Origin of the sequence: Sphingomonas sp. 35-24ZXX, from assembly GCF_000786215.1 — a bacterium.
Taxonomy (GTDB): Bacteria; Pseudomonadota; Alphaproteobacteria; order Sphingomonadales; family Sphingomonadaceae; genus Blastomonas.
Genome location: NZ_JROG01000003.1, coordinates 1,076,697 through 1,096,763 on the forward strand (window position 1 = coordinate 1,076,697; position 20,067 = coordinate 1,096,763).

Annotated in this window: 21 protein-coding genes; 6 read left to right on the forward strand and 15 right to left on the reverse strand. The window is 63.5% G+C overall.

Annotated features, from left to right (window positions below; genetic code table 11):
• Positions 1 to 100: 100 nt before the first annotated feature.
• The 5 genes from LI72_RS07615 to LI72_RS07635 all read right to left on the reverse strand — a co-directional run bounded on the left by LI72_RS07615 (position 101) and on the right by LI72_RS07635 (position 5,158).
• Entirely contained in the window at positions 101 to 613 is a 513-nt protein-coding gene (locus LI72_RS07615; RefSeq protein WP_033925114.1) for a tetratricopeptide repeat protein, read from the reverse strand.
• A 29-nt stretch (positions 614 to 642) separates the two neighbouring features.
• Positions 643 to 1,869: an RsmB/NOP family class I SAM-dependent RNA methyltransferase gene (locus LI72_RS07620; protein WP_033925115.1), complete on the reverse strand. Its 1,227-nt coding sequence runs from the start codon at positions 1,867 to 1,869 to the stop codon at positions 643 to 645.
• Positions 1,866 to 2,108 carry a hypothetical protein gene (locus LI72_RS07625; RefSeq protein WP_033925116.1) on the reverse strand — a complete coding sequence of 81 codons (243 nt, stop codon included), beginning with the start codon at positions 2,106 to 2,108 and terminating at the stop codon, positions 1,866 to 1,868. Before LI72_RS07625 ends, LI72_RS07620 begins: the two co-directional genes overlap by 4 nt.
• A 6-nt stretch (positions 2,109 to 2,114) precedes the next feature.
• The gene (gene guaB / locus LI72_RS07630; protein ID WP_033925117.1) at positions 2,115 to 3,572 is read right to left on the reverse strand and encodes an IMP dehydrogenase; all 1,458 of its coding nucleotides are present in this window, start codon (positions 3,570 to 3,572) and stop codon (positions 2,115 to 2,117) included.
• 65 nt (positions 3,573 to 3,637) lie between these two features.
• On the reverse strand, positions 3,638 to 5,158 hold the full coding sequence (locus tag LI72_RS07635; protein ID WP_033925118.1) for a M28 family peptidase: 1,521 nt from the start codon (positions 5,156 to 5,158) through the stop codon (positions 3,638 to 3,640).
• A gap of 82 nt (positions 5,159 to 5,240) precedes the next feature.
• On the opposite strand from LI72_RS07635, the gene LI72_RS20290 reads away from it, so the two are divergent.
• Both LI72_RS20290 and LI72_RS07640 read left to right on the forward strand, forming a co-directional pair.
• Positions 5,241 to 5,417, forward strand: a complete 177-nt coding sequence (locus tag LI72_RS20290; RefSeq protein ID WP_197051840.1) for a hypothetical protein — start codon at positions 5,241 to 5,243, stop codon at positions 5,415 to 5,417.
• Between the two features lie 289 nt (positions 5,418 to 5,706).
• On the forward strand, positions 5,707 to 6,030 hold the full coding sequence (locus LI72_RS07640) for a hypothetical protein (RefSeq protein ID WP_231562396.1): 324 nt from the start codon (positions 5,707 to 5,709) through the stop codon (positions 6,028 to 6,030).
• Positions 6,031 to 6,107: 77 nt separating this feature from the next.
• Here the strand turns inward: LI72_RS07640 and LI72_RS07645 are convergent, their stop codons facing one another.
• The 5 genes from LI72_RS07645 to rpsM form a co-directional block, all read right to left on the reverse strand.
• Complete coding sequence (locus tag LI72_RS07645; RefSeq protein WP_052129592.1) at positions 6,108 to 8,240, reverse strand: prolyl oligopeptidase family serine peptidase; 2,133 nt, start codon at positions 8,238 to 8,240, stop codon at positions 6,108 to 6,110.
• Between the two features lie 110 nt (positions 8,241 to 8,350).
• A complete protein-coding gene (gene rplQ, locus LI72_RS07650) occupies positions 8,351 to 8,773 on the reverse strand; it encodes a 50S ribosomal protein L17 (protein ID WP_033925120.1) in 423 nt (140 codons plus the stop codon).
• A gap of 246 nt (positions 8,774 to 9,019) precedes the next feature.
• Positions 9,020 to 10,072 (reverse strand): DNA-directed RNA polymerase subunit alpha, encoded by a 1,053-nt coding sequence (locus LI72_RS07655; protein WP_033925121.1) that lies wholly within the window; start codon positions 10,070 to 10,072, stop codon positions 9,020 to 9,022.
• Between the two features lie 114 nt (positions 10,073 to 10,186).
• On the reverse strand, positions 10,187 to 10,576 hold the full coding sequence (rpsK, locus tag LI72_RS07660) for a 30S ribosomal protein S11 (protein ID WP_023836212.1): 390 nt from the start codon (positions 10,574 to 10,576) through the stop codon (positions 10,187 to 10,189).
• A 75-nt stretch (positions 10,577 to 10,651) separates the two neighbouring features.
• Complete coding sequence (gene rpsM, locus LI72_RS07665) at positions 10,652 to 11,020, reverse strand: 30S ribosomal protein S13 (RefSeq protein WP_033925122.1); 369 nt, start codon at positions 11,018 to 11,020, stop codon at positions 10,652 to 10,654.
• A 304-nt stretch (positions 11,021 to 11,324) separates the two neighbouring features.
• Between rpsM and LI72_RS07670 the strand changes: the two genes are divergently transcribed.
• The 3 genes from LI72_RS07670 to LI72_RS19525 all read left to right on the forward strand — a co-directional run bounded on the left by LI72_RS07670 (position 11,325) and on the right by LI72_RS19525 (position 14,185).
• Positions 11,325 to 12,422: a succinylglutamate desuccinylase/aspartoacylase family protein gene (locus tag LI72_RS07670; protein ID WP_052129593.1), complete on the forward strand. Its 1,098-nt coding sequence runs from the start codon at positions 11,325 to 11,327 to the stop codon at positions 12,420 to 12,422.
• Between the two features lie 120 nt (positions 12,423 to 12,542).
• Complete coding sequence (locus LI72_RS20000; RefSeq protein ID WP_156139523.1) at positions 12,543 to 13,211, forward strand: hypothetical protein; 669 nt, start codon at positions 12,543 to 12,545, stop codon at positions 13,209 to 13,211.
• A gap of 116 nt (positions 13,212 to 13,327) precedes the next feature.
• Positions 13,328 to 14,185 carry a GIY-YIG nuclease family protein gene (locus LI72_RS19525; protein ID WP_081984702.1) on the forward strand — a complete coding sequence of 286 codons (858 nt, stop codon included), beginning with the start codon at positions 13,328 to 13,330 and terminating at the stop codon, positions 14,183 to 14,185.
• A 740-nt stretch (positions 14,186 to 14,925) separates the two neighbouring features.
• Here the strand turns inward: LI72_RS19525 and LI72_RS07680 are convergent.
• The 5 genes from LI72_RS07680 to LI72_RS07700 form a co-directional block, all read right to left on the reverse strand.
• Positions 14,926 to 15,219: a hypothetical protein gene (locus LI72_RS07680; protein WP_033925124.1), complete on the reverse strand. Its 294-nt coding sequence runs from the start codon at positions 15,217 to 15,219 to the stop codon at positions 14,926 to 14,928.
• A gap of 291 nt (positions 15,220 to 15,510) precedes the next feature.
• A complete protein-coding gene (locus LI72_RS07685) occupies positions 15,511 to 16,101 on the reverse strand; it encodes a GNAT family N-acetyltransferase (protein ID WP_033925125.1) in 591 nt (196 codons plus the stop codon).
• 4 nt (positions 16,102 to 16,105) lie between these two features.
• Positions 16,106 to 16,798: a hypothetical protein gene (locus tag LI72_RS07690; protein ID WP_156139524.1), complete on the reverse strand. Its 693-nt coding sequence runs from the start codon at positions 16,796 to 16,798 to the stop codon at positions 16,106 to 16,108.
• 67 nt (positions 16,799 to 16,865) lie between these two features.
• Positions 16,866 to 17,255 carry a bactofilin family protein gene (locus LI72_RS07695; RefSeq protein ID WP_197051842.1) on the reverse strand — a complete coding sequence of 130 codons (390 nt, stop codon included), beginning with the start codon at positions 17,253 to 17,255 and terminating at the stop codon, positions 16,866 to 16,868.
• 28 nt (positions 17,256 to 17,283) lie between these two features.
• Positions 17,284 to 18,483, reverse strand: a complete 1,200-nt coding sequence (locus LI72_RS07700; protein ID WP_033925128.1) for a M23 family metallopeptidase — start codon at positions 18,481 to 18,483, stop codon at positions 17,284 to 17,286.
• A 280-nt stretch (positions 18,484 to 18,763) separates the two neighbouring features.
• Here LI72_RS07700 and LI72_RS07705 point away from each other — a divergent pair, with 280 nt between their 5' ends.
• A complete protein-coding gene (locus LI72_RS07705) occupies positions 18,764 to 20,056 on the forward strand; it encodes a glutamate-5-semialdehyde dehydrogenase (RefSeq protein WP_052129653.1) in 1,293 nt (430 codons plus the stop codon).
• Positions 20,057 to 20,067 lie beyond the last annotated feature (11 nt).

The following is a 20,067-nucleotide window of genomic DNA, read 5'->3' on the forward strand; positions in this document are numbered from 1 at the left end:
AGGGTGACGGCCTTTGCACTTCAGGAAGGTTAGGCGCGGGGCCTTCGACGGGCTCAGGCTGAGCGGGCGTAGGGCTCCATTCCCAAGCCCAGGACCAAGCTCAAGGCTGCTCGGTGACCGTCGGTGTCGAGGCGACCGCTTCGGCCGACAGCACGGGCTTGGCGGCGGCCTTGTCGATGGCTGTGAGCAGGCGGCCGGCTTCGGTGCAGCCGGTGGTGCACAGCGCCTCGATGCGGACCAGGTTGCGGCGGGCCTTTTCGACCGCGCCGCGCTGGATCATCGCCTCGCCCTGCCCGGCGAGCGCCGCGACATCATTCGGGTCGAGCCGCAACGCCTCGCGATAGAAGCGGATCGCCTTGCCCGGCAACCCTTGCGCGCTCGCGACCTGCGCAAGCGCGATATAGGCCGACCGGTTGCCCGGATCGATCGCGAGCGCCGCCTCGAACAGTCCGGTCGCCTCGTCAAGCTTGCCTTCGGCCTGCACCTTGGCACCTTCATCCATCAGATATTGCGAGGACGGATTGACGGGGTAGCGCACCGATTGGCCGATTCCCGTGCTCGAAACGGTGGCAAGCAGCAGTGACAAGGCAATCGCGGCAGGCGCAAAACGCATGATATTCTCCCAGGCTGAGCGCAAGGCTATCATGACCGGCAAGCTCTTGTGAAGAAAAAGCCGTCGGTGCCGTCATGATGCGGCGTCAGGAGCCTTCCGACGGGAATGTCGGCGCCCTGCGGCGCATCGCACAGCCCGCCATCGGCCCCGATCAGGCGGCCAATGTCCATATGCTCCAAGGATATATGCCAGCCCGGCTGGTTGCACAAGGCGCGCGCGATCTGGCGTGGCCCCTCGTCGGGGAGCAGCGAGCACACCGCATAGACCAACGCACCGCCGGGCCGCACCAGCCGCATCGCGATCTCGATCAGCCGCGCCTGTTCGCCCGCCAGCCGCTCGAGCCGTTCGGGCGTCAGCCGCCAGCGCGTCTCGGGGTTGCGCCGCCAGGTGCCCGCACCACTGCACGGCGCATCGACCAGCACGACATCGGCCTGGCCCTCGAACGCGGCGAGCTTCTCCCACTCGCGCTTCGGGTCGAGCAGCAGCGTCTCGATGCGGTCCGCGCCTGCGCGCCGGCGCCGGGGCTCCATCGCCGCCAGCCGGTCGCGGCTGGTGTCCGATGCGATGATCCGCGCGCCCGGCAGCATCGCCGACAGCGCCAGCGTCTTGCCGCCCGCGCCCGCGCACAGGTCGATCACCAGCGCAGGATTGTTGCCGTCGATACAGGCCTGCACGATCGCCTGGCTGCCCCAGTCCTGCACGTCGACAGCCCCCTGCTGCCACGGCTCGCTGGCCTCGATCGCGGTGCCGTTGGGCAGCCGCGCGGCGCGGGGAAGGCCCTCGCTGAACACGATCTCGGGCCAGACCGCGCGCAACGCCGCAGGATCGGTGCGCGCGGGATCATAGCGCAGGTCGAGCGCGGCGCGGTCCAGCAGCGCGGCCTTTTCGCTATCGTCGAACAGCGCGGGCAGCAGCGCCGCGATCCAGCCGGGGATCACTCCGCCGGTCGCCGCAGGCTCATCGTCCGCCAGCAATGCCGGGCCATAAGGCGAGCCATCGAACAGCGCCGCAAGCGGAGCATCCTCGCGCGCCAGCCCGACCATCGCCGCGCGCCCGTTTGCGGGAATCTCGCCGAAGCGGCGCACCGCGCGCCAGGCGAGATCGCGCACCGCGCGCCGGTCGCCCGAGCCCATGTAGCGCCGCTCGCGAAAGAAGTTGCGCGCCAGCGTGTCGGCGCTTGCGCCCTGCCCGCGCGCGGCGGTCAGGATCGCATCGACCAGATCGATCGCCGCCTGTACTCGGGCCGACGGGGTCACTTGCGCGCCTCGCGGGCGTCGAGCTCGGCAAACAGCCGGTCGAACTCTTCGCGCGACGGCAAGGCCAGGCACTTGTGGGTCACGGCGCTGCGCCGGGTCGCAGCGACATGCGCCGCCGCCGCGGCCTCGCACGCCTGCTGGCTGGCAAAAACTTGCGCCACGCGTTCGATCTCGACCCCGCCCGGCTGACCGGGCGCTGCCCAGGCCAGCATCAGCATATAGGGGACAAGTTCGATCATCAGGCGTCAGCGGGTCGGGTAGTTCGGGGCCTCGCGGGTGATCGACACGTCGTGGACATGGCTTTCGCGCAGCCCCGCATTGGTGATCCGCACGAATTCCGCATTGCGACGCAGCGCCTCGATTGTCGGCGATCCGGTGTAGCCCATCGCCGCCTTGATGCCGCCGACCAGCTGGTGGACGACATCGCGCGCCGGACCCTTGAACGGCACCTGGCCCTCGATCCCTTCGGGGACCAGCTTCAACTGATCCTTGATATCCTGCTGGAAATAGCGGTCGGCGCTGCCGCGCGCCATTGCGCCGACGCTGCCCATGCCGCGATAGCTCTTGTACGCCCGGCCCTGATATAGGAAGGTTTCGCCCGGCGCCTCTTCGGTGCCCGCCAGCATCGACCCGATCATGATCGTCGAAGCGCCCGCCGCGAGTGCCTTGGCGGCATCGCCCGAGGTGCGCAGGCCGCCGTCGCCGATCACCGGAATGCCCGACTTGTCGGCTTCTTCGGCCGATTCCATGATCGCGGAAAGCTGCGGCACGCCGACGCCGGCAACGACGCGGGTGGTGCAGATCGATCCGGGGCCGATGCCGACCTTGATGCCGTCCGCACCAGCATCGATCAGCGCGCGGGTGGCGCCAGCGGTCGCGACATTGCCCGCGATGACCTGCACATGGTTGCTGTACTTCTTGATCGCTTCGACCGCGACCGCGACCATCTTGCTGTGGCCATGCGCGGTATCGACGACGATGACATCGCACTCGGCATCGATCAGCGCCTTGCTGCGCTCGAAGCCGGCCTCGCCTACGGTCGACGCTGCCGCGACGCGCAGACGGCCTGCGGCGTCCTTGGTGGCATCGGGGTTCATCACCGCCTTTTCGATATCCTTGACCGTGATCAGCCCGATGCAGTGATAGTTGTTGTCCACCACCAGCAGCTTCTCGATCCGGCGCTGGTGCAGCAGGCGGCGCGCGTCTTCCTGGCCGACATCGGCGGGGACGGTCGCGAGATTGTCGCGCGTCATCAGCTCGCGCACCGGCTGGTTCGGGTTTTCGGCAAAGCGCACGTCCCGGTTGGTGAGGATGCCCGCGAGCTTGCCCGAGGCTTCGACCACCGGAATGCCCGAGATCGAATGCAGCCGCATCAGCGCCTGCGCTTCGGCGAGCGGCGCATCGGGGGTAATGGTGATCGGATTGACCACCATGCCGCTTTCGAAGCGCTTGACCTGCCGCACGGCGGCGATCTGTTCCTCAATACTTAGGTTGCGGTGAAGCACGCCGATGCCGCCCAGCTGCGCCATGACGATCGCCATGCTCGCCTCGGTCACGGTATCCATCGCCGACGACAGCACCGGGATGTTCAGCCGGATCGACTTGGTCAGCTGGGTGGTCGTGTCCGCCTGGCTGGGCACGATTTCCGACGCCGCGGGACGCAGCAGGACATCATCAAAGGTAAGGCCGAGGGGGATGTCCATGCGGAATGCCACTTTCTTGATCCGAATCTGGTTTCTGGTGGCGGCCCATGTAACCAAGCTGCGCGTCAATCGCCAGTGGTTGCGGGGTTATATTTCGCTTCATCGGCAAAATGCCGTGTCAGATTGACATGCAGATTGGCATCATCCGCCGCGCCGCCCAGCGGGGTGGCGTCGGTCAGCTCGTCATCGGGCTGATGATAGACCGTGGTGAGGAACGCCTGCAGCAGCGCCATGTCGCTGAACGAGCCGCCCGCCATGATCGATTTCACCCCCTTGGCTCCCAAGGCCCAGCCATCCTGGCGGCGGATGAAGGCATTGGCCTCGGTATCGGAATCGACCTTGCGGCCCATTTCGGTCGCAACCTGATCGACGATGCCATCGAGCCCGTTCTCGCCGCGCCCGACCAGCGCCACCGGGGCTCCGGCAGGCGCGATCGCGACGGTATCGACATTGAGCGCGACGACGATGTCCTTCAGCGGCACCACCGGATTGTCGGCGAAATGATAGGCGCCCAGCAGGCCGCGCTCTTCGGCGGTCGTGCCCATGAAATAGACATCGCGCTCCATCGGCGCGCCCCGCCCCAGCCGCTCGGCGACGGTCAGCAACACCGCCATGCCGCTGGCGTTATCGACTGCGCCGTTGCAGATGCGGTCCTCGGCCTCCTCGCTGCGGCAGATGCCGAAGTGATCCCAATGGCCCAGCAGCACGACTGCGCCTGATCCGGGCTTGGTACCGGGCAGCTTCCCGATGACATTGTGGCTGTCGAACCTGCGCACGGAGGTGCTGGTGGCCAGATCGAGCGTGACCGGAAGCGTGACCGGGGCAAAGCCCGGCTTGGCCGCGCTGGCGCTGGCGTCGGCAGACGACATGCGCGCCGTGCGCAGCAGCGCGGTGACTGCATCGCCGCGCAGCACGCCGGTGATCGGCGCGCCGATGTCGTCGCTGGCCAGCCGCATCGATCCATTGGCCAGCTGGCTGCGCATGCCGCCCCAGGGCGCGGCTTCCGGCGCGGTCACCAGCACGGCGGCGGCGCCCGCTTCGGCGAGCATCTTCTGCCGCTCGCGCAAGTTAGGCATCTTGGCCCCACCCTCGAACTTGGGGTCTGCCGACAGCATCAGCACGATCCGGCCCTTGACGTCGGCGTTGAGCTTGCCATCCCCACCCACGCCATGGCCAACAAACAGCGGCTCGCCGGTGACCCGGTCGGTGGGGTTGCGCCCGGCCAGGATCACGCCGTCTTCAGGCATCTTCAAGGCCTTGCCCCTGGCCGTGGCCTGAAAGCGATGCGCATGCGGCTTGCGCTCGACCAGCGGAACCGGCTGGAACCACGGCCTGGCGGGGTCATTGGTGCCCGATACCAGGCCATAGCTCGCCCAGGTCCTGGCCAGATAATCGAGCGTCTTGGTCTCACCCGCTGACCCAGGGCCGCGGCCCTCGAACTCGTCGCTCGCCAGCATCGCGATATGGCTGCGCACTTCGACTTCGCTGATCGGCGCCGGCTTGTCCTGCGCCTGAGCTGCGAACGGGAGGATCGAAGCCGCAAGGGCCAAAGCGGAGAGGGCGCGACGCCGGAAGGTCTGTGTCATCTGCAAGTCATGGCGCAAAGCCCTGCCTGCGTGCAATATGGCCACCACCCGCCGCCGCATAATCCGAAAGGCTGTTGCATAAATGCCCCGCACCCGTCTTTCGGTCTGCCAGCGCAAGCAGCGCTTTGCCAGCGCGGCAGAGGCCCAGGCGGCGGCCCTGGCAGCGGATATCGAGCTGCGCACCTATGCCTGCGATCGCTGCGGCCAATATCACCTGACCAGCAGGCTCAAGGGCAAGCGGCGGCTGCGCCCGGCCTGAGCGCGCGAATAAAGTTGCATCACAGTCAATTCGACTTGCATGGCAATGAATTGCAAATCATGCATAATTAATGGCAAAGTAATTTTTACTTCTTGATTATGCTGCAATGCAATATAACAAGCATATGTCGATTCGCATCCCTTATCTATGCCGGATAGTGGGCCACAAGCGGGATCGAAAGCGCGCGTGGTTCGATGGAATGGACTGGCGAAGCAATTGCATTTATTGCGAAATTTCCATGATACGCGGCGCGCACGGCTGGCGACCTTTCCTGCCGTCCGATTATTCTGTGAACCGGGACAGCAAGGACGTCGCGCGACTGCAGATGCACCAGCCATGCAAGATTGCGGCTCATCGCGAGACGACGGCCGATGCGACCGAAACACCGCGCGCTCTTCAGCGCGGGGAACGCCGACCCGGCGCGCGCGATCTTCTGCAACCGCCCGAACCGGGTGAGCGGGCCGTGCAGGCAAGCGCCGCGCAAGCGGACGATGCCGCAGACGCGCACATCCGCAGCGAAGCCGTTTCGGGCTCGACCTATCGCCAGAGGTTCATCACCGCCGCAGGCTGGCGGGTGGCACAGCGGCGCAATGCGCAGGACCGCTACGGCTGAGGCGCACTTGCGCCAGACTGACCGCGCGATGCAGCCACAGGGGGCACGGCGCGATGCCAGCCCCCTGTCCCGTCCGTTTACTCGCCGATGATCTTGAGGCCCGTGAAGTGCGCGAGAAACGCATAGATATCCGAGGATTCCTCGATGATCTTGTCGGTCGGCTTGCCCGATCCATGGCCTGCCCGCGTTTCGATGCGGATCAGGTGCGGCTTGTCGCCGGCCTCGGTCGCCTGCAGGCGGGCGGTGTACTTGAAGCTGTGGCCGGGCACCACGCGATCGTCGGTGTCGGCGGTAGAAACCATGATCGCGGGATAATCGGCTTTGCGGATCGTGTGATAGGGCGAATAAGTCAGCAGCGTCCGGAAGTCGGCTTCCTTGTTGGGATAGCCATAATCATCGACCCAATAGCGCCCCGCGGTGAAGCGATCGAAGCGCAGCATGTCCATCACGCCCACCGCGGCATTGGCTGCGGCAAATAGATCGGGCCGCTGGTTGACCACCGCGCCGACCAGCAGGCCGCCGTTCGATCCGCCCTGGATGGCGAGATGGTCCTTGCCGGTCACGCCTTCCTTGATCAGGAACTCGCCCGCCGCGATGAAATCATCGAACACGTTCTGCTTGTTGGCGAGCCGCCCGGCATCGTGCCACGCCTTGCCATATTCGCCGCCGCCGCGAATGTTTGCCTGAACGAACACCCCGCCCTGTTCCAGCCAGGCGAGCCGCGTCGGCGAAAAACCGGGGGTGAGCGAGATATTGAAGCCGCCATAGCCATAAAGCAGCGTCGGCGCGGGGCCGGTGACCGACTTCTTGCGGACGATGAACATCGGCACCTTGGTGCCATCCTTGCTGGCAAAGAACCGCTGCTCGACCTTGTAGTCGTCGGGGTTGAACGCCAGCTTGGGCTCAGCCCAGGGCGTCACCGCGCCCGAGGTCAGGTCATAGCGGTAGATCGTCGTCGGGCGGTTGAAGCTCGAATAGGAGAAGAAGGTCTCCTTCGAATCCAGGTCACCCCTAAAGCCGCCGACCGATCCGATGCCGGGCAGCGGCAGGTCACCCATCGGCTTGCCCGACAGGTCGAACAGTTTCACGACATCGTGCGCGTCCTGCAGATAGTTAACCAGCAGCTTGCCGCCGAGCACCGACGCGCCGTCGATCACCGCCTCGCCTTCGGGCACCACGGTCTGCACCTTGGTTTCATCGCCATCGATCGGCATCGCGACCAGCTTCAGCCGCGGCGCATCCTTGTTGGTGACGAAATAGATGCGGCCCTCGGCCATCCCCGCCATCTGCCAGTCGTTCTTGAGTTCAGGCACCAGCACGCGGCGCTTGGCCGGGTCCTTCACGTCGATCATGGTCAGGCGATAGCGCTCGTCGGTCCCCGAAGACGAGGTGACGAGCAGGAAGCTGCCATCGTCGGACACCTCTGCGCTGTGGTTGAGCTGCGGCTCATCCGGCGTCGCGTAGATCAGCGGGTCGGCGCTCTGCGGCGTGCCGAGCGCATGATAGCGCACTTCCTGGTTAGTGTTGAGCGACTGGAACTCGCCCGCCTTGTCGGGCTCGGGGAAGCGCGAATAATAGAAGCCCTTGCCCGCCTTGTCCCATTCGAGCGCCGAGAACTTGACCCATTTCACCTCGTCTTCCAGCACCTTGCCGGTCGCGACATCGAGCACGCGCACGGTGCGCCAGTCGCTGCCGCCGTCCTGGATCGAATAGATGAGCTTGGTGCCGTCCTCGCTGGGCACCCAGGCATCCAGCGCGGTCGCGCCGTCCTTGGCCCAGGCATTGGGGTCGATCAGCACCCGCTCTGCCCCGTCATTGCCGTCCTTCACATAGAGAACCGCCTGGTTCTGCAGGCCAGAGTTGCGCGTGAAGAAATAGCGGCCGCCCGATACATAGGGCACGCCGGTACGGGCAAAGTTGTAGAGCGCGCGCATCCGGTCGGCGAGCGCGGCACGGCCGGGCAGCGTCTCCAGAAACGCATCGGTGACCCTGTTCTGCGCTTCGACCCAGGCGGCGACCTTGGGGTCGACCCGCACGTCGTTTTCCAGCCAGCGATAGGGATCTTCCACATTCACGCCGAACTGCTCTTCGACCGTGTCGACCGTTTCGGTGACCGGATAGGCGATCGGCGCATCCTGAGCGATCGAGGGGGCAGACAGGGTCATGGCGACGGTTCCCAGCAAAGCGGCAAGAATGGCGCGGTTGCGCATGTGCGATCCTTTATGTGGTGAAGGGGAAATGTGTTGATTGGACAAACGAAAACAGGCCGCGAATGTGCACATTCGCGGCCTGTCTGGCAATCCGGTATCGGATGATACTGTTACGCGCCTTCGTACTCGTCTTCCTCAACCATCACCGGGCCCGAATCCTTGCCCTTGGCGCTGGTGTCGCGGTCGACCAGTTCGATGATGCCCATCGGCGCAGCGTCCGAAGCGCGGAAACCGGCCTTGAGCACGCGGGTGTAGCCACCGGCGCGGTCGGCATAACGCGGTGCGAGCGTATCGAACAGCTTGACCAGCTGGGCGTCGTCCATCAGGCGCGCCATCGCCAGACGACGGTTCGAAAGACCGCCGCGCTTGGCGAGCGTGATCAGCTTTTCGACATAAGGACGCAGTTCGCGAGCCTTGGGCAGAGTGGTGGTGATCTGCTCGTGCTTGATCAGCGAGGCTGCCATGTTGCGCAGCATCGCGATACGGTGCGAGCTGGTCCGCTGCAGCTTGCGCTTGCCTACTCCGTGACGCATTTTTCAGTACTCCGTTCGTAAGGGGTCCGTTTCAGGTAACCCGGTCCAGGCAAATCAGGGTCTTGCCTTGAAACCCCCTCCCCCCTGGAGGGGGAGGAAAGTGAAGGTTGCGGGCTTGCCCGCTACCGAAACTTGGAGAGGGGGGAGCGATCCAGAACCGCTGCAGCCCCCTCACCCAGCTACGACTAGGGCTATGCAGCCCAAGTCTTCGCAACCCTCTCCCTCGAAGGGGAGAGGGGTTTGTTGTCAGCCCAGCAGTTCCTGCTCGAGCTTCTTGGCCATTTCCTCGATGTTCTCGGGCGGCCAGCCGGGGATGTCCATGCCGAGGCGCAGACCCATGCTGGAGAGCACTTCCTTGATTTCGTTCAAGGACTTGCGGCCGAAGTTCGGGGTACGCAGCATCTCGGCTTCGGTCTTCTGGACCAGATCGCCGATATAGATGATGTTGTCGTTCTTCAGGCAGTTGGCCGAACGCACCGACAGTTCCAGTTCGTCGACCTTTTTGAGGAGGTAACGGTTGATCTGGTTGGCGTCGCCCTCGTCCGGAGCAGTCTGGCTCACCGCACCCGGGGTGCTGGTGGTCATGCTGTCTTCGAAGTGGACGAACAGCTGCAGCTGGTCCTGAAGGATGCGTGCCGAATAGGCGACGGCATCTTCCGGGGTCACGGTGCCATCGGTTTCGATGGTCAGCGACAGACGGTCATAGTCCAGTTCCTGGCCGACGCGGGTGTTTTCCACCTTGTACGACACCTGACGGATCGGCGAGAACAGCGAGTCGACGGGGATCAGGCCGATCGGCGCATCGATCGGACGGTTGGCCACGGCGGGGACATAGCCCTTGCCGGTGTCGCAGGTCAGTTCGATGTTCAGCGTCGCGCCGTCATCCAGATGACAGATCACGAGATCCTTGTTCATCACTTCGATATCGCCGGACACGGCGATGTCGCCAGCCTTCACCTGCGCGGGGCCGGTGGCCGAAAGCTGGAGGCGCTTGGGGCCTTCGCCTTCCATCTTCAGCGCGATCTGCTTCACGTTGAGAACGATGTCGGTCACGTCTTCACGCACGCCAGCGAGCGAGGAAAACTCGTGCAGTGCGTTCTCGATCTTGATCGAGGTGATGGCTGCGCCCTGGAGCGACGACAGCAGCACCCGGCGAAGGGCGTTGCCGAGCGTCAGGCCGAAGCCGCGCTCCAGCGGTTCTGCAACAAAGGTTGCCTTGCGCTTGGGATCGCCGCCGCTCTTGACCTCAAGACCGTTCGGCTTCTTCAGTTCCTGCCAGTTCTTGATGTTGACAGTCATAGACTTCCCCTGAGTGTTGGGCGAGGGCGACGCGTGTACAGTGCGCTTGGGAGCCCCGGCCGGAAATTTCATGGAATGGCGCGTCCGCCATCCCCGTAGTGAACAGCCTGGGTGTCAGACGCGACGCCGCTTGGACGGACGAACCCCGTTATGGGGGATCGGCGTCACGTCGCGGATCGAGGTGATGGTAAAGCCCACCGCCTGCAGGGCACGAAGAGCCGATTCACGACCCGAACCCGGGCCCTTGACTTCGACTTCCAGCGTGCGGACGCCATGTTCGGCGGCCTTGCGGCCCGCGTCTTCTGCGCAAACCTGCGCAGCATACGGGGTCGACTTGCGGCTGCCCTTGAAGCCCATCATGCCGGCAGACGACCAGCTGATCGCATTGCCCTGGGCATCGGTGATGGTGATCATGGTGTTGTTGAAGCTGGCATTGACGTGAGCAATGCCGGCCGAGATGTTCTTGCGCTCGCGCTTTTTGAGCCTCTGCGGTTCGCGTGCCATAATTCGTTATCCTGGAATAAAGGGATTGCTGAAAAAGAATACAAGGGCGGGACGCATGCTAGCGCCCCGTCGTCCTTACTTCTTCTTGCCGGCGATCGGCTTGGCCTTGCCCTTGCGGGTGCGCGCATTGGTGTGCGTGCGCTGGCCACGGACCGGAAGGCCCTTGCGATGACGCAGGCCGCGATAGCAGGCGAGGTCCATCAGACGCTTGATGTTCATCGCGGTCTGGCGACGAAGGTCACCTTCCACGGTGTGTTCGGCATCGATGGTTTCGCGGATCTGCAGCACTTCCGCGTCGCTCAGGTCCTGAACGCGACGGGTGTGATCGATACCCAGCTTGTCGGCAATTTCCAGCGCCTTGGTGCGCCCGATTCCATGGATGTAGGTCAGCGCGATGATAACGCGCTTGTTGGTGGGGATGTTGACCCCGGCGATACGTGCCACTTAATACTTCTCCTGCTCCACAGGGCGCGGCACCCGCCGCAGCCCCATCTCAACGCTTCACGGTCATAAAGCGCAAAATTCAGGCCTTCGCATGGGTTGATGCGTAGGCCTGATTTGAAGCCGCTCGATGAAAATGAATGCCGCGCATAAGCGGAGTCGCCCACACTGTCAAGCGCGGGACAAGACAAAAGCCGACGAGTTGCGCGACATTTATGGATTGCGCGTGTCGTGTTGCCAAGATCATACTCTTCCCCTGCCCCGCGCGCAAGACAACGCAAGTCGAACAGGGGCCAAGGGGGGCCTCATGACCGACGACACGCCTGCTGTACCCTTTTCCGGCGATCCCGCCTCCGCTCCGCCGGGGCCGGCCCTGCCCTTCACGCTTGCGGGCGTGACGATCGATCCGGGGACCAGTGCGACGATCGCGATTCCCGTCAGCAACACCGCGACCGGCCTGCCCGCCAGCCTCTATGTCCGCGTGCTCCACGGCGCTAGGCCCGGCCCGTGCATCTTCGTCTCCGCCGCGATCCATGGCGACGAGATCGTCGGCACCGCCGTCATCCAGCGGCTGCTCGCCAAGCTCGATGCCGCGACCATGGCGGGCACCGTGCTGTTCCTGCCGGTGGTCAACATCTTCGGCTTTCAGGCGCACAGCCGCTATCTACCTGACCGGCGCGATCTCAACCGCTCGTTCCCCGGCAGCGCCAAGGGCTCGCTCGCGGGCCAGCTTGCCAACAAGTTCCTGAAAGAGGTGATCTGCCACTGTTCGCTAGGCATCGATATCCACTCCGCTGCGGTCCATCGCTACAACCTGCCGCAGATCCGCATCGCCCCCGATAACGAGACCTTACGCGAACTCGCGATGCTGTTCGGTGCGCATGCGGTGATCGAGAGCCCGCTGCGCCCCGGATCGTTGCGCGACATCGCGCGCGGCGAAGGGGTGGACATGCTGCTGATGGAGGCCGGCGAGGCGCTGCGCTTCGACGAACTGTCGGTGCGCTGCGGCGTCAACGGCGTGCTCAACGTGATGGCGCATCTGGGCATGATCCAGCCGCACCCCGAGGCGACGCAGGTCACCATCCCTGCCCGCTCCCGCCGCGCCGTCTGGGTCCGCGCCCCGCGCGGAGGCCTGTGCGTGCTCCAGCAGAAGTCGGGCGACGCGGTGAAGAAAGGCGAGGTCATCGGCCGCGTCGCGGGCATCTTCGGCGACGACGCGATAGAGTTTCGCGCCCCCATCGACGGCATCATCATCGGCCACGCCGTGCTGCCCGTCGTCAACCAGGGCGACGCCTTGGTGCACATCGCCGAGGTGCTGCGCTTCGGCGATGTCGAGGAGCGGGTGGATCAGATTACCGAGGCGCTGCTGAACGACCGGCTGCTGGATGAGGATGAGTTGATTTGAGGGGGGGCAGATCATCAACGCCCGAAAGTTGCCTAGCCGACACAGCTAAACATATGCAAATGCTGTAGATTGACAAACCATCGAATTTGCAACGAAGATCTGGAGTGTCAGGGGAGCCAGATGACCAATCAATCAGAAAGAGCCAAAGCACGGTCGGCGCGAATCAATGCCTTTAATATGAGCGTTCAAATCCGACCTGATTCACCAAACAGACGGACGCTTTATGATGCCATTCAAAAACAAACGCTCAATGCACAAGACCGTCGAAAAATAAAGGAGTTCACGAAACGGGGCGCTGCATTGGCTGCAGTTCAGCGTTCTGGGGGATCCGATTTATATGTCGATCGTTATCTACGACACTTTATTTCAGAGTACAACGGCCGACTTTTTCAAGGGGAAGGGATGCACATGCCCTCCTCATTCAATATCGTTGGATCATTCTTGGAGCCTGCGGAAGATGCATTTATATTAAAGCTCCTACCACAGTATGAAAATATTCTTTCTTTTAATAAGATGTTGGATCACATTACTGATCCCAAATCCGACACTTCTTTAAAATTTGCATCGTCAGATATGGAAGAGTTGACCATATACGAAATAAACATGCTCGGTGGACATGCTGCGTTTAAAGTCCCAGGCAGTGATAATTTTGTATTTTGTGGCGTCGCATGTTGTCGCGAAGGTAATGAGGTTTCATTAATGGGTATATTTGGCCGGGAAAATCCAAATCCGGTAAAAAAACGTGATTCAGTAGATCCGAAGTATCTGAACCCTGATAAGTTATTTTAAAAGATTTTGTAGAAAATGCTGATCATGGAGATCAGCCACTCTTTGGAGACGATGGATATCAACCAATAATTCTTTTAGCGCGAGTGGATATTGATGCCGGCACGGTCCAATCTCGCATGGCGCTTGAAGAATTAAAGGATACTTTTAATGTTTTCAGCGATGACCCAAACGAAATGGATTATATTTATAAACACGCCGACATTCCAGACGATTTCATAGAAAATATGATAAAGAAAATTGAAGAATACAATCCTCTTTTTGAGCTTTTGTTTGCGGTACCAAGTTGCCTTTCCCTTATGGATGGTGACGATGTAGGACTTGAGCGTCATCCTACCAAGCTACGGCTTGAACCAAAAGGGACAGATGCAAAGTGCGCCTCTCAACTGTCAATCAAAGAAGCTCCCCGATATGTTACTGTCACGACACTTTATGATCTAGGAGGTGATCCCGGTGCATCTCGAGAAATTTCGCCATCCAATTTAAAGATTGAAACGAGTGGTTACTGGCGAACTTTAGAATTTGGACAGACAGGCGCAGACAAATCGGGCAATCCTGTCCAAGGCAAGTCTTGGGTCAATCACCAAAAATCTTGGATTGAAACAGAAACCTGCGGTCATGTTTCTCCTTTCGAGACCGGATCGATCATTGAGCCGCTTTCGTCTGAAAATTTAGGCTGGATTTATGTGTTGAGAAACGCGACCCACCCTCGTGACGTTTACAAAATTGGGTATACTACGGTAGATGTTGATGCGCGCGCATCGCAGTTAAGCGGAACTAGTGGGCAACCCGATATATTTGGAGTCATGGAGAATTGGAAAGTTAAAGAACCGCGATTAATTGAATCAGAAATACATGATGCCCTAAAGGCCCATCGCGTAAATATAAAACGGGAGTTTTTTCAATTAAAATACGATCGCATTCGCCAAATTATTGTACGTATTATTGAAAAGTACGGCGCTCTGGTTGACGCTTAGCCGGAAAAATGTGTTCATCCGCCAGCAGGCGCTTGGCGCACAAATCGCCAAACTTGACAACTTTAGCCAAATAGGTTAAGAAACCACCCCGCCGCCGTACCAATCTGCCCGGTACGGATGCACGGCACAGGCCTCCGTTTTACCGGGGGTGGCGGGTTGGGGTTGGCGGGGGGCTTTCGCGAGAGCCGGGATCCGTCGGGAGCCGAACCAGGCAGGCAGACGGTCAGCCGCGCGGGTCAAGACGCCTTCCTCACCGCGCAAACCGGCATCGCGCCGGGGGCCACCGCAAGCACCAGATGGAAAGGCGCAACCGGCCCTTGGCGGACTGAGGCTTTGACCCAATCATCCGCTGCACACCGCCGCCCGCCATCCGGCCCCGCCGGATCGCCCCGGCCCGCCACCTTGCGCTCTCCTGCTGCGTGGCGTGGAGCTGTGTGCGGAAATCCAACGGCATCGCTGATGTGCGCGCGGGGCCTTGGCTCAGGCTGACCGGGCCTCAAGCCCTCCCCCTCGATGGGGGAGGGTTGGGTGGGGGTGAACTCTCCGGATCAACCTTTGGATTGTTCGACGCGCCATCGGCATCCAGGCGCACCGTCACCCTCACCGCTGCGACTAGGTGGCAAGCCACCAAGTCTCGCTGCCTCTCCCATCAAGGGAGAGGCGTGAGATCGCGCCCACCCCGATCGCTGGCGCCATCCCGCTCTGCCTCCCCCAGATCGCCGGGGGGAGAATTGGCGCGATCAGTCGAGGCTGTCTTCCTCGTCGTCATCGTTGCGTTCGCCGTCGAACGCGCTGTTGTCGATCTGGCCGGAGCTGACCATCTGGTTCATGTGATCGACCAGGTCCTGCTCGTCCTCGGGCACGACCGAGACGCCGCTGGTGGCGACCTTCTCGCTGTCTTCGCTGGGATCGTCCTGGCGATTCAGCGCATCGTCGGCGACGTCGTTGGCCTGGCCCTCGTCGCGCTGCTCCTGGTTGTCCATGGCGTCTGAGTCTTTGATGTTATCGGGGGTCTTGTCGGGGCTGGCGGCCATGCGGCGGGTCCTTATGCTCAAGGTTACGTCTGCCGCATACTACCCGCAGCATGGCCGGGGCGTTCCGGCGGGGCAATCAACCGCCAAAAGCCCTCCCCCTCGATGGGGGAGGGTTGGGTGGGGGTGATCTCTCCGGATTGGACGGCGGCTAGCCTTTGCGCTGTCAGCACCCGGCCGCACCATCACCCTCACCGCTGCGACTAGGCAGCAAGCTGCCAAGTCTCGCTGCCTCTCCCATCAAGGGAGAAGCAAGATCTGTCGGCCCCCTTTCGCACGCGGGCGGAAAGAAGATCAGCCGATCAGCGGCACATGCGGGGCGCAGTCTCTCGGGATCACGCCGGTGAGCCTGGGGTCGGGCAGCAGCTCGATCTCGCGGCCCGTCGGCGTGAACCCCTGCGCGATATAGAATCCAAGCGCGCGCGGATCGTCGAGCGTGCAGGTGTGCACCCAGACGCGTTGCACGCCGCCGCGCCAGGCGAGGCCCAAAGCCTGGCCCATCAGCCAGCCGCCCAGGCCCTGCCCGGTAAGCTGCGGGATCAGCCCGAAGAATGCGATCTCGCACTGGCCGGGCGCGCGGAAATCGAGTTCGAGCAGCCCCACCTCGATCCCCTGCGGATCGAGCACCGCAAAGATCTCCACCGCATCATCGGTCAGGATCGCCGCCAGCGCATCGTCCGCCATCACCAGCCGCGAGAACCACAGCCAGGGTTCGCCCACCCGCCGATACAGCAACCGGTACTTGTCGATTCCCGGCGCGCTCCAGCGCTTGAGCCGCAGCGGCGAGGGCTTGAGCGGACGCGGGCGCGGCCGCGCGCGCATCTCCAGATGCGTCACCACCGTCGCAATCTCGCCCGGCGTCACCGGGATAAAGCGCGAGGTCATACGCTCAGCGGAAGACGCAGTTCACGCCCGACCACAGGTTGGTCACGCGCGCCTTGCCGCCGGTGCCATCCAGAATGCCCGAAAGCCCCGCGGCGTTGAACTCGGTGCCGAGCGTCGTCTGCTCGATCTTGGCGTCATAGACATCAAGCAGCTGCGCGCGGGTCGATCCGATGCCGATACCGCTGATCGTGGTGAGCTTGGGCGCGGACTTGCCCTTGGCCGGGGCGGCGGCGGGCGCGCCGGTCTCGTCGAGCGACCAGCCCGCAAACAGCCCGTCGAGCGAATACAGCGTCAGACCATCATCCCAGCGCAGATAGCTGAGCGGCCCTGCGCCGCATTCCTCGGCGCGGCCGGTCTCGGCGCGACCTTTCAGCTTTTCGGCGACCAGCTTGAGCTGGTCTTCGGGCACGCCAAAGCCCAACGGCCGGGTCGCGCCGCTCCTGGGATCGACCAGCCGCAGGCCTTCGCCATCCAGGCTGACCACCGGCGGATGGCCCGAAGCCCCGCCCTCGGCAGCGACGCCCTCGCCCGACAGATCGACTGCGGGATGGCCCGGCGGAAGCTCGAGCCTCGCATGCGGATCGGCCTGTGCCTCTGCATCGCCCTCGCCCCGTTTCTCTGCTGCGGGCTGACAGGCACACAGCAGAACGAGCGCCAGCAAGGCGGGCGCGGGGCGAAGCGGGAATGTCTTGATCATGGCCGCCATGATTACGCGCACGACGCGCAACTGCAAAGCGGCTTTTGCGGGGCGCCAGCCCCGGCAATCAGTTGCCCGAGAGCATCAGCGCCGGGCGGTCCTCGCCTGTGATCTGGGTCGGCGCGCCGGCGATCACCTTGCTCTTGTGGCGGAACTGGCCATCGACATGCCCGCCCTGCTCGATGGTGATCGTCTCGTAGCTGATGTCGCCGGTCACCTGCGCGCTGGCGGTGATGACGAGCTCGCGCGCATCGACCGAACCGATCACCGTGCCCGAAAGCCGCGCCGATTCTGCGACGATCGCGCCGTGGATCGCGCTCGATTCCCCCTGCACCAGCGACGCGCAGGCGATGTCGCCTTCCACCCGGCCATCGACATGCAGATCGACCTTGGCCGAGATATTGCCGGTGATCACGACATCGCCGCCGATGACCGAGAAGGTGGAATTGCCGACCATGTTGGATCCTGACCTGGAGGAACGGGCGTTAGCGGGCGGTGTCGTCGGTCCGCTGTTCGGCGACGGCTTGGATCTTGAGAACATCTCTGTTGGCCTCCAGGAACGGACGGGGGTTCATCGCGCGGTCGTTGTGGCGCACCTCGAAGTGCAGGTGCGTGCCGGTCGACCGGCCGGTGCTGCCCATGCCGCCCAGCCGCTCGCCCTTGTCGACCTTCTGGCCGGGACGCACGCCGATCGACGACAGGTGCGCATAGCGCGTGACCAGGCCATTGCCGTGCGCCACTTCGACGCAATTGCCATAGCCCGATTTCACGCCGGCAAACACGACCTTGCCCTGCGCGGCGGCGAGGATCGCCGATCCGTGCGCGCCCTTGAAATCGATGCCGCTGTGCAGCGCGGCAGCGCCGGTGAACGGGTCACGACGATAGCCAAAGCCGCTGGTGATGGCAGGCGCGAGCGCCGGGGCGCCCGAAGGAATGGCGACCAGGCCACGCTCCAGCGCGTCCATCCGCGCGAGCGTCTGCCCCAGCGCGGTAAAGCGCGGGTCGAGCCGCGCATTGCGCGAACCCTTGAACGGAATGAACGGACCACCCTGGGCCGATGCGCTGGCGCGCGCGACGCTGTCGGGGTTGAGGCCGAACTTGCGGATCGCGCTCTCGGCGTTGCTGGCGCGGACCGCAGCGGCGCGGGTCAGCGTCTCGACAAAGGCGATCTGGCGGGCTTCCATCCGGGCGAGGCCTGCGGCTTCGGGCACCATCGCGCTGATCTTGCGCGCGGTCTGCGCGGCTTCGTCGCTGCTGCCCTTTGCGGCGGCGCCGACCTGGTTTGCTCCAACGACGGCGCTGGCATCATCGCTGGCGGCCTGTTCGCCGATATAGCTGGTGACGATATCTTCAAGGAATGCCTGGCGCTTTTCCAGATCGGCAGCGACATCATTGACCGAGGAGCGATACGCCTTCACCCGGCTGGCCGAGCTTTCGACCTCTGCCTGCTTGCGCACCAGCGCGAGGCGCTCTGCGCTGATGCTGTATTGGCTGGCCAGCATCGCCAGGGTGACGACCAACCACAGCAGCAGAGCTGCGGCGACGGCACCGGCAATTGTCATCTGCAGACGCGACGACACTTTCACGAATTTGATCTGTCCCTGTGATCGCATGAAAAATTCGCGATCAGGGAACCATTGCGCAAGCGCGTCCGTAGCACGCTTGCGCACAGTTAAATTGTGCACGACCCGTTAGACCCTAAAATTAACCCCGACGGGCGGCTAGCAAAGCGTTTCCCGCTTGGCGAATCGACTCGCCGGGCTTTGCCACGAGTCGAACGAGTCGTGCGATGAGCCGCAGCTTGAAGTGAATTTTCCGCAATTATTGCGACATTCCGAGTGCCAAAATGCGCTTTTGGCCGGGCAGAACCCGTCCGCAAACGGTTGCGAGTCGTTTTTATCCTATATCGGCCCGAAGCCGAGTCGCGGGTTGGAAGCGCTGCCCTGCGCTGATATGGGCGGGCGCATGAACCAGACGCTCCTTCTGTCGTCGGCTGCACCGGCCGCTGCCTCGCCTGCCGATGTGATTGCGCAGTGCTGCCTGGCAGCGCGGCGGGCCTCGCACCATCTCAAGCGATTGGATGATGCCGCCAAGGCGCGCGCGCTCTGCGCAGCGGCAGCGGCCCTGCGCGAGGATGCCGAGACAATCCTGGCTGCCAACGCGCGCGATGTCGCGGCGGGTGAAGCGCGTGGCCTGTCGGGTGCGATGCTCGATCGGCTGCGGCTCGATGCCGGCCGGCTCGAAGCCATCGCCGCGAGCGTCGAGGCGGTGGCGGCCTTGCCCGACCCCGTCGGCGAAGAGGTCGATCGCCGCACCGCACCCGCCGGCATGGTGCTGCGCCGGGTACGCGTGCCCATCGGCGTGATCGGCATCATCTATGAAAGCCGTCCGAATGTGACCGTCGATGCCGCCGCCCTTTGCGTCCGCTCGGGCAATGCGGTGATCCTGCGCGGCGGCAGCGAGGCGCAGCATTCGAACCGCGCGCTGCACGCCAGCCTGGCGCGCGGACTTGCGACTGCCGGGATGGACCCGGACGCGGTGCAACTGGTGCCGACGCAGGACCGCGAGGCCGTGGGTGCGATGCTGGCGGCCAGCGGCGGCATTGACCTCATCATCCCGCGCGGCGGCAAGTCGCTGGTCGCGCGCGTTCAGGCCGATGCACGAGTCCCCGTGCTCGCGCATCTCGACGGCATCTGCCACAGCTTCGTCCACGCCGCCGCCGATCCTGCGATGGCGGAGGCGATCGTGGTAAACGCCAAGCTGCGCCGCACGGGCATCTGCGGCGCGATGGAAACGCTGCTGATCGACCGCGACTACCCCCAGGCCCAGCAATTGATCGCTGCGCTCGCCGATGCCGGGTGCGAACTGCGCGGCGACGACATGGCGCTCGAGCTCGAACCGCGCGCGGTCTCGGCGAACGCGGACGACTGGGACACCGAATATCTTGATGCCATCGCCACGGTCGGCTTTGTCGACGGCCTCGACGGCGCGCTCGAGCATATCGCGCGGCACAGCTCGGGCCATACCGACGTCATCATCACCGCCGATACCGCCGCAGCCGCGCGCTTCCAGACCGAGGTCGACAGCGCGATCGTGATGGTCAACGCGTCGAGCCAGTTTGCCGATGGCGGCGAATTCGGGCTGGGCGCAGAGATCGGCATCGCCACCGGACGACTGCACGCGCGCGGCCCGGTCGCGCTCGAGGGGCTGACCACCTACAAGTGGCTGGTCGACGGCGAGGGCCAGATCCGCGCCTGAACCGTCGGCTC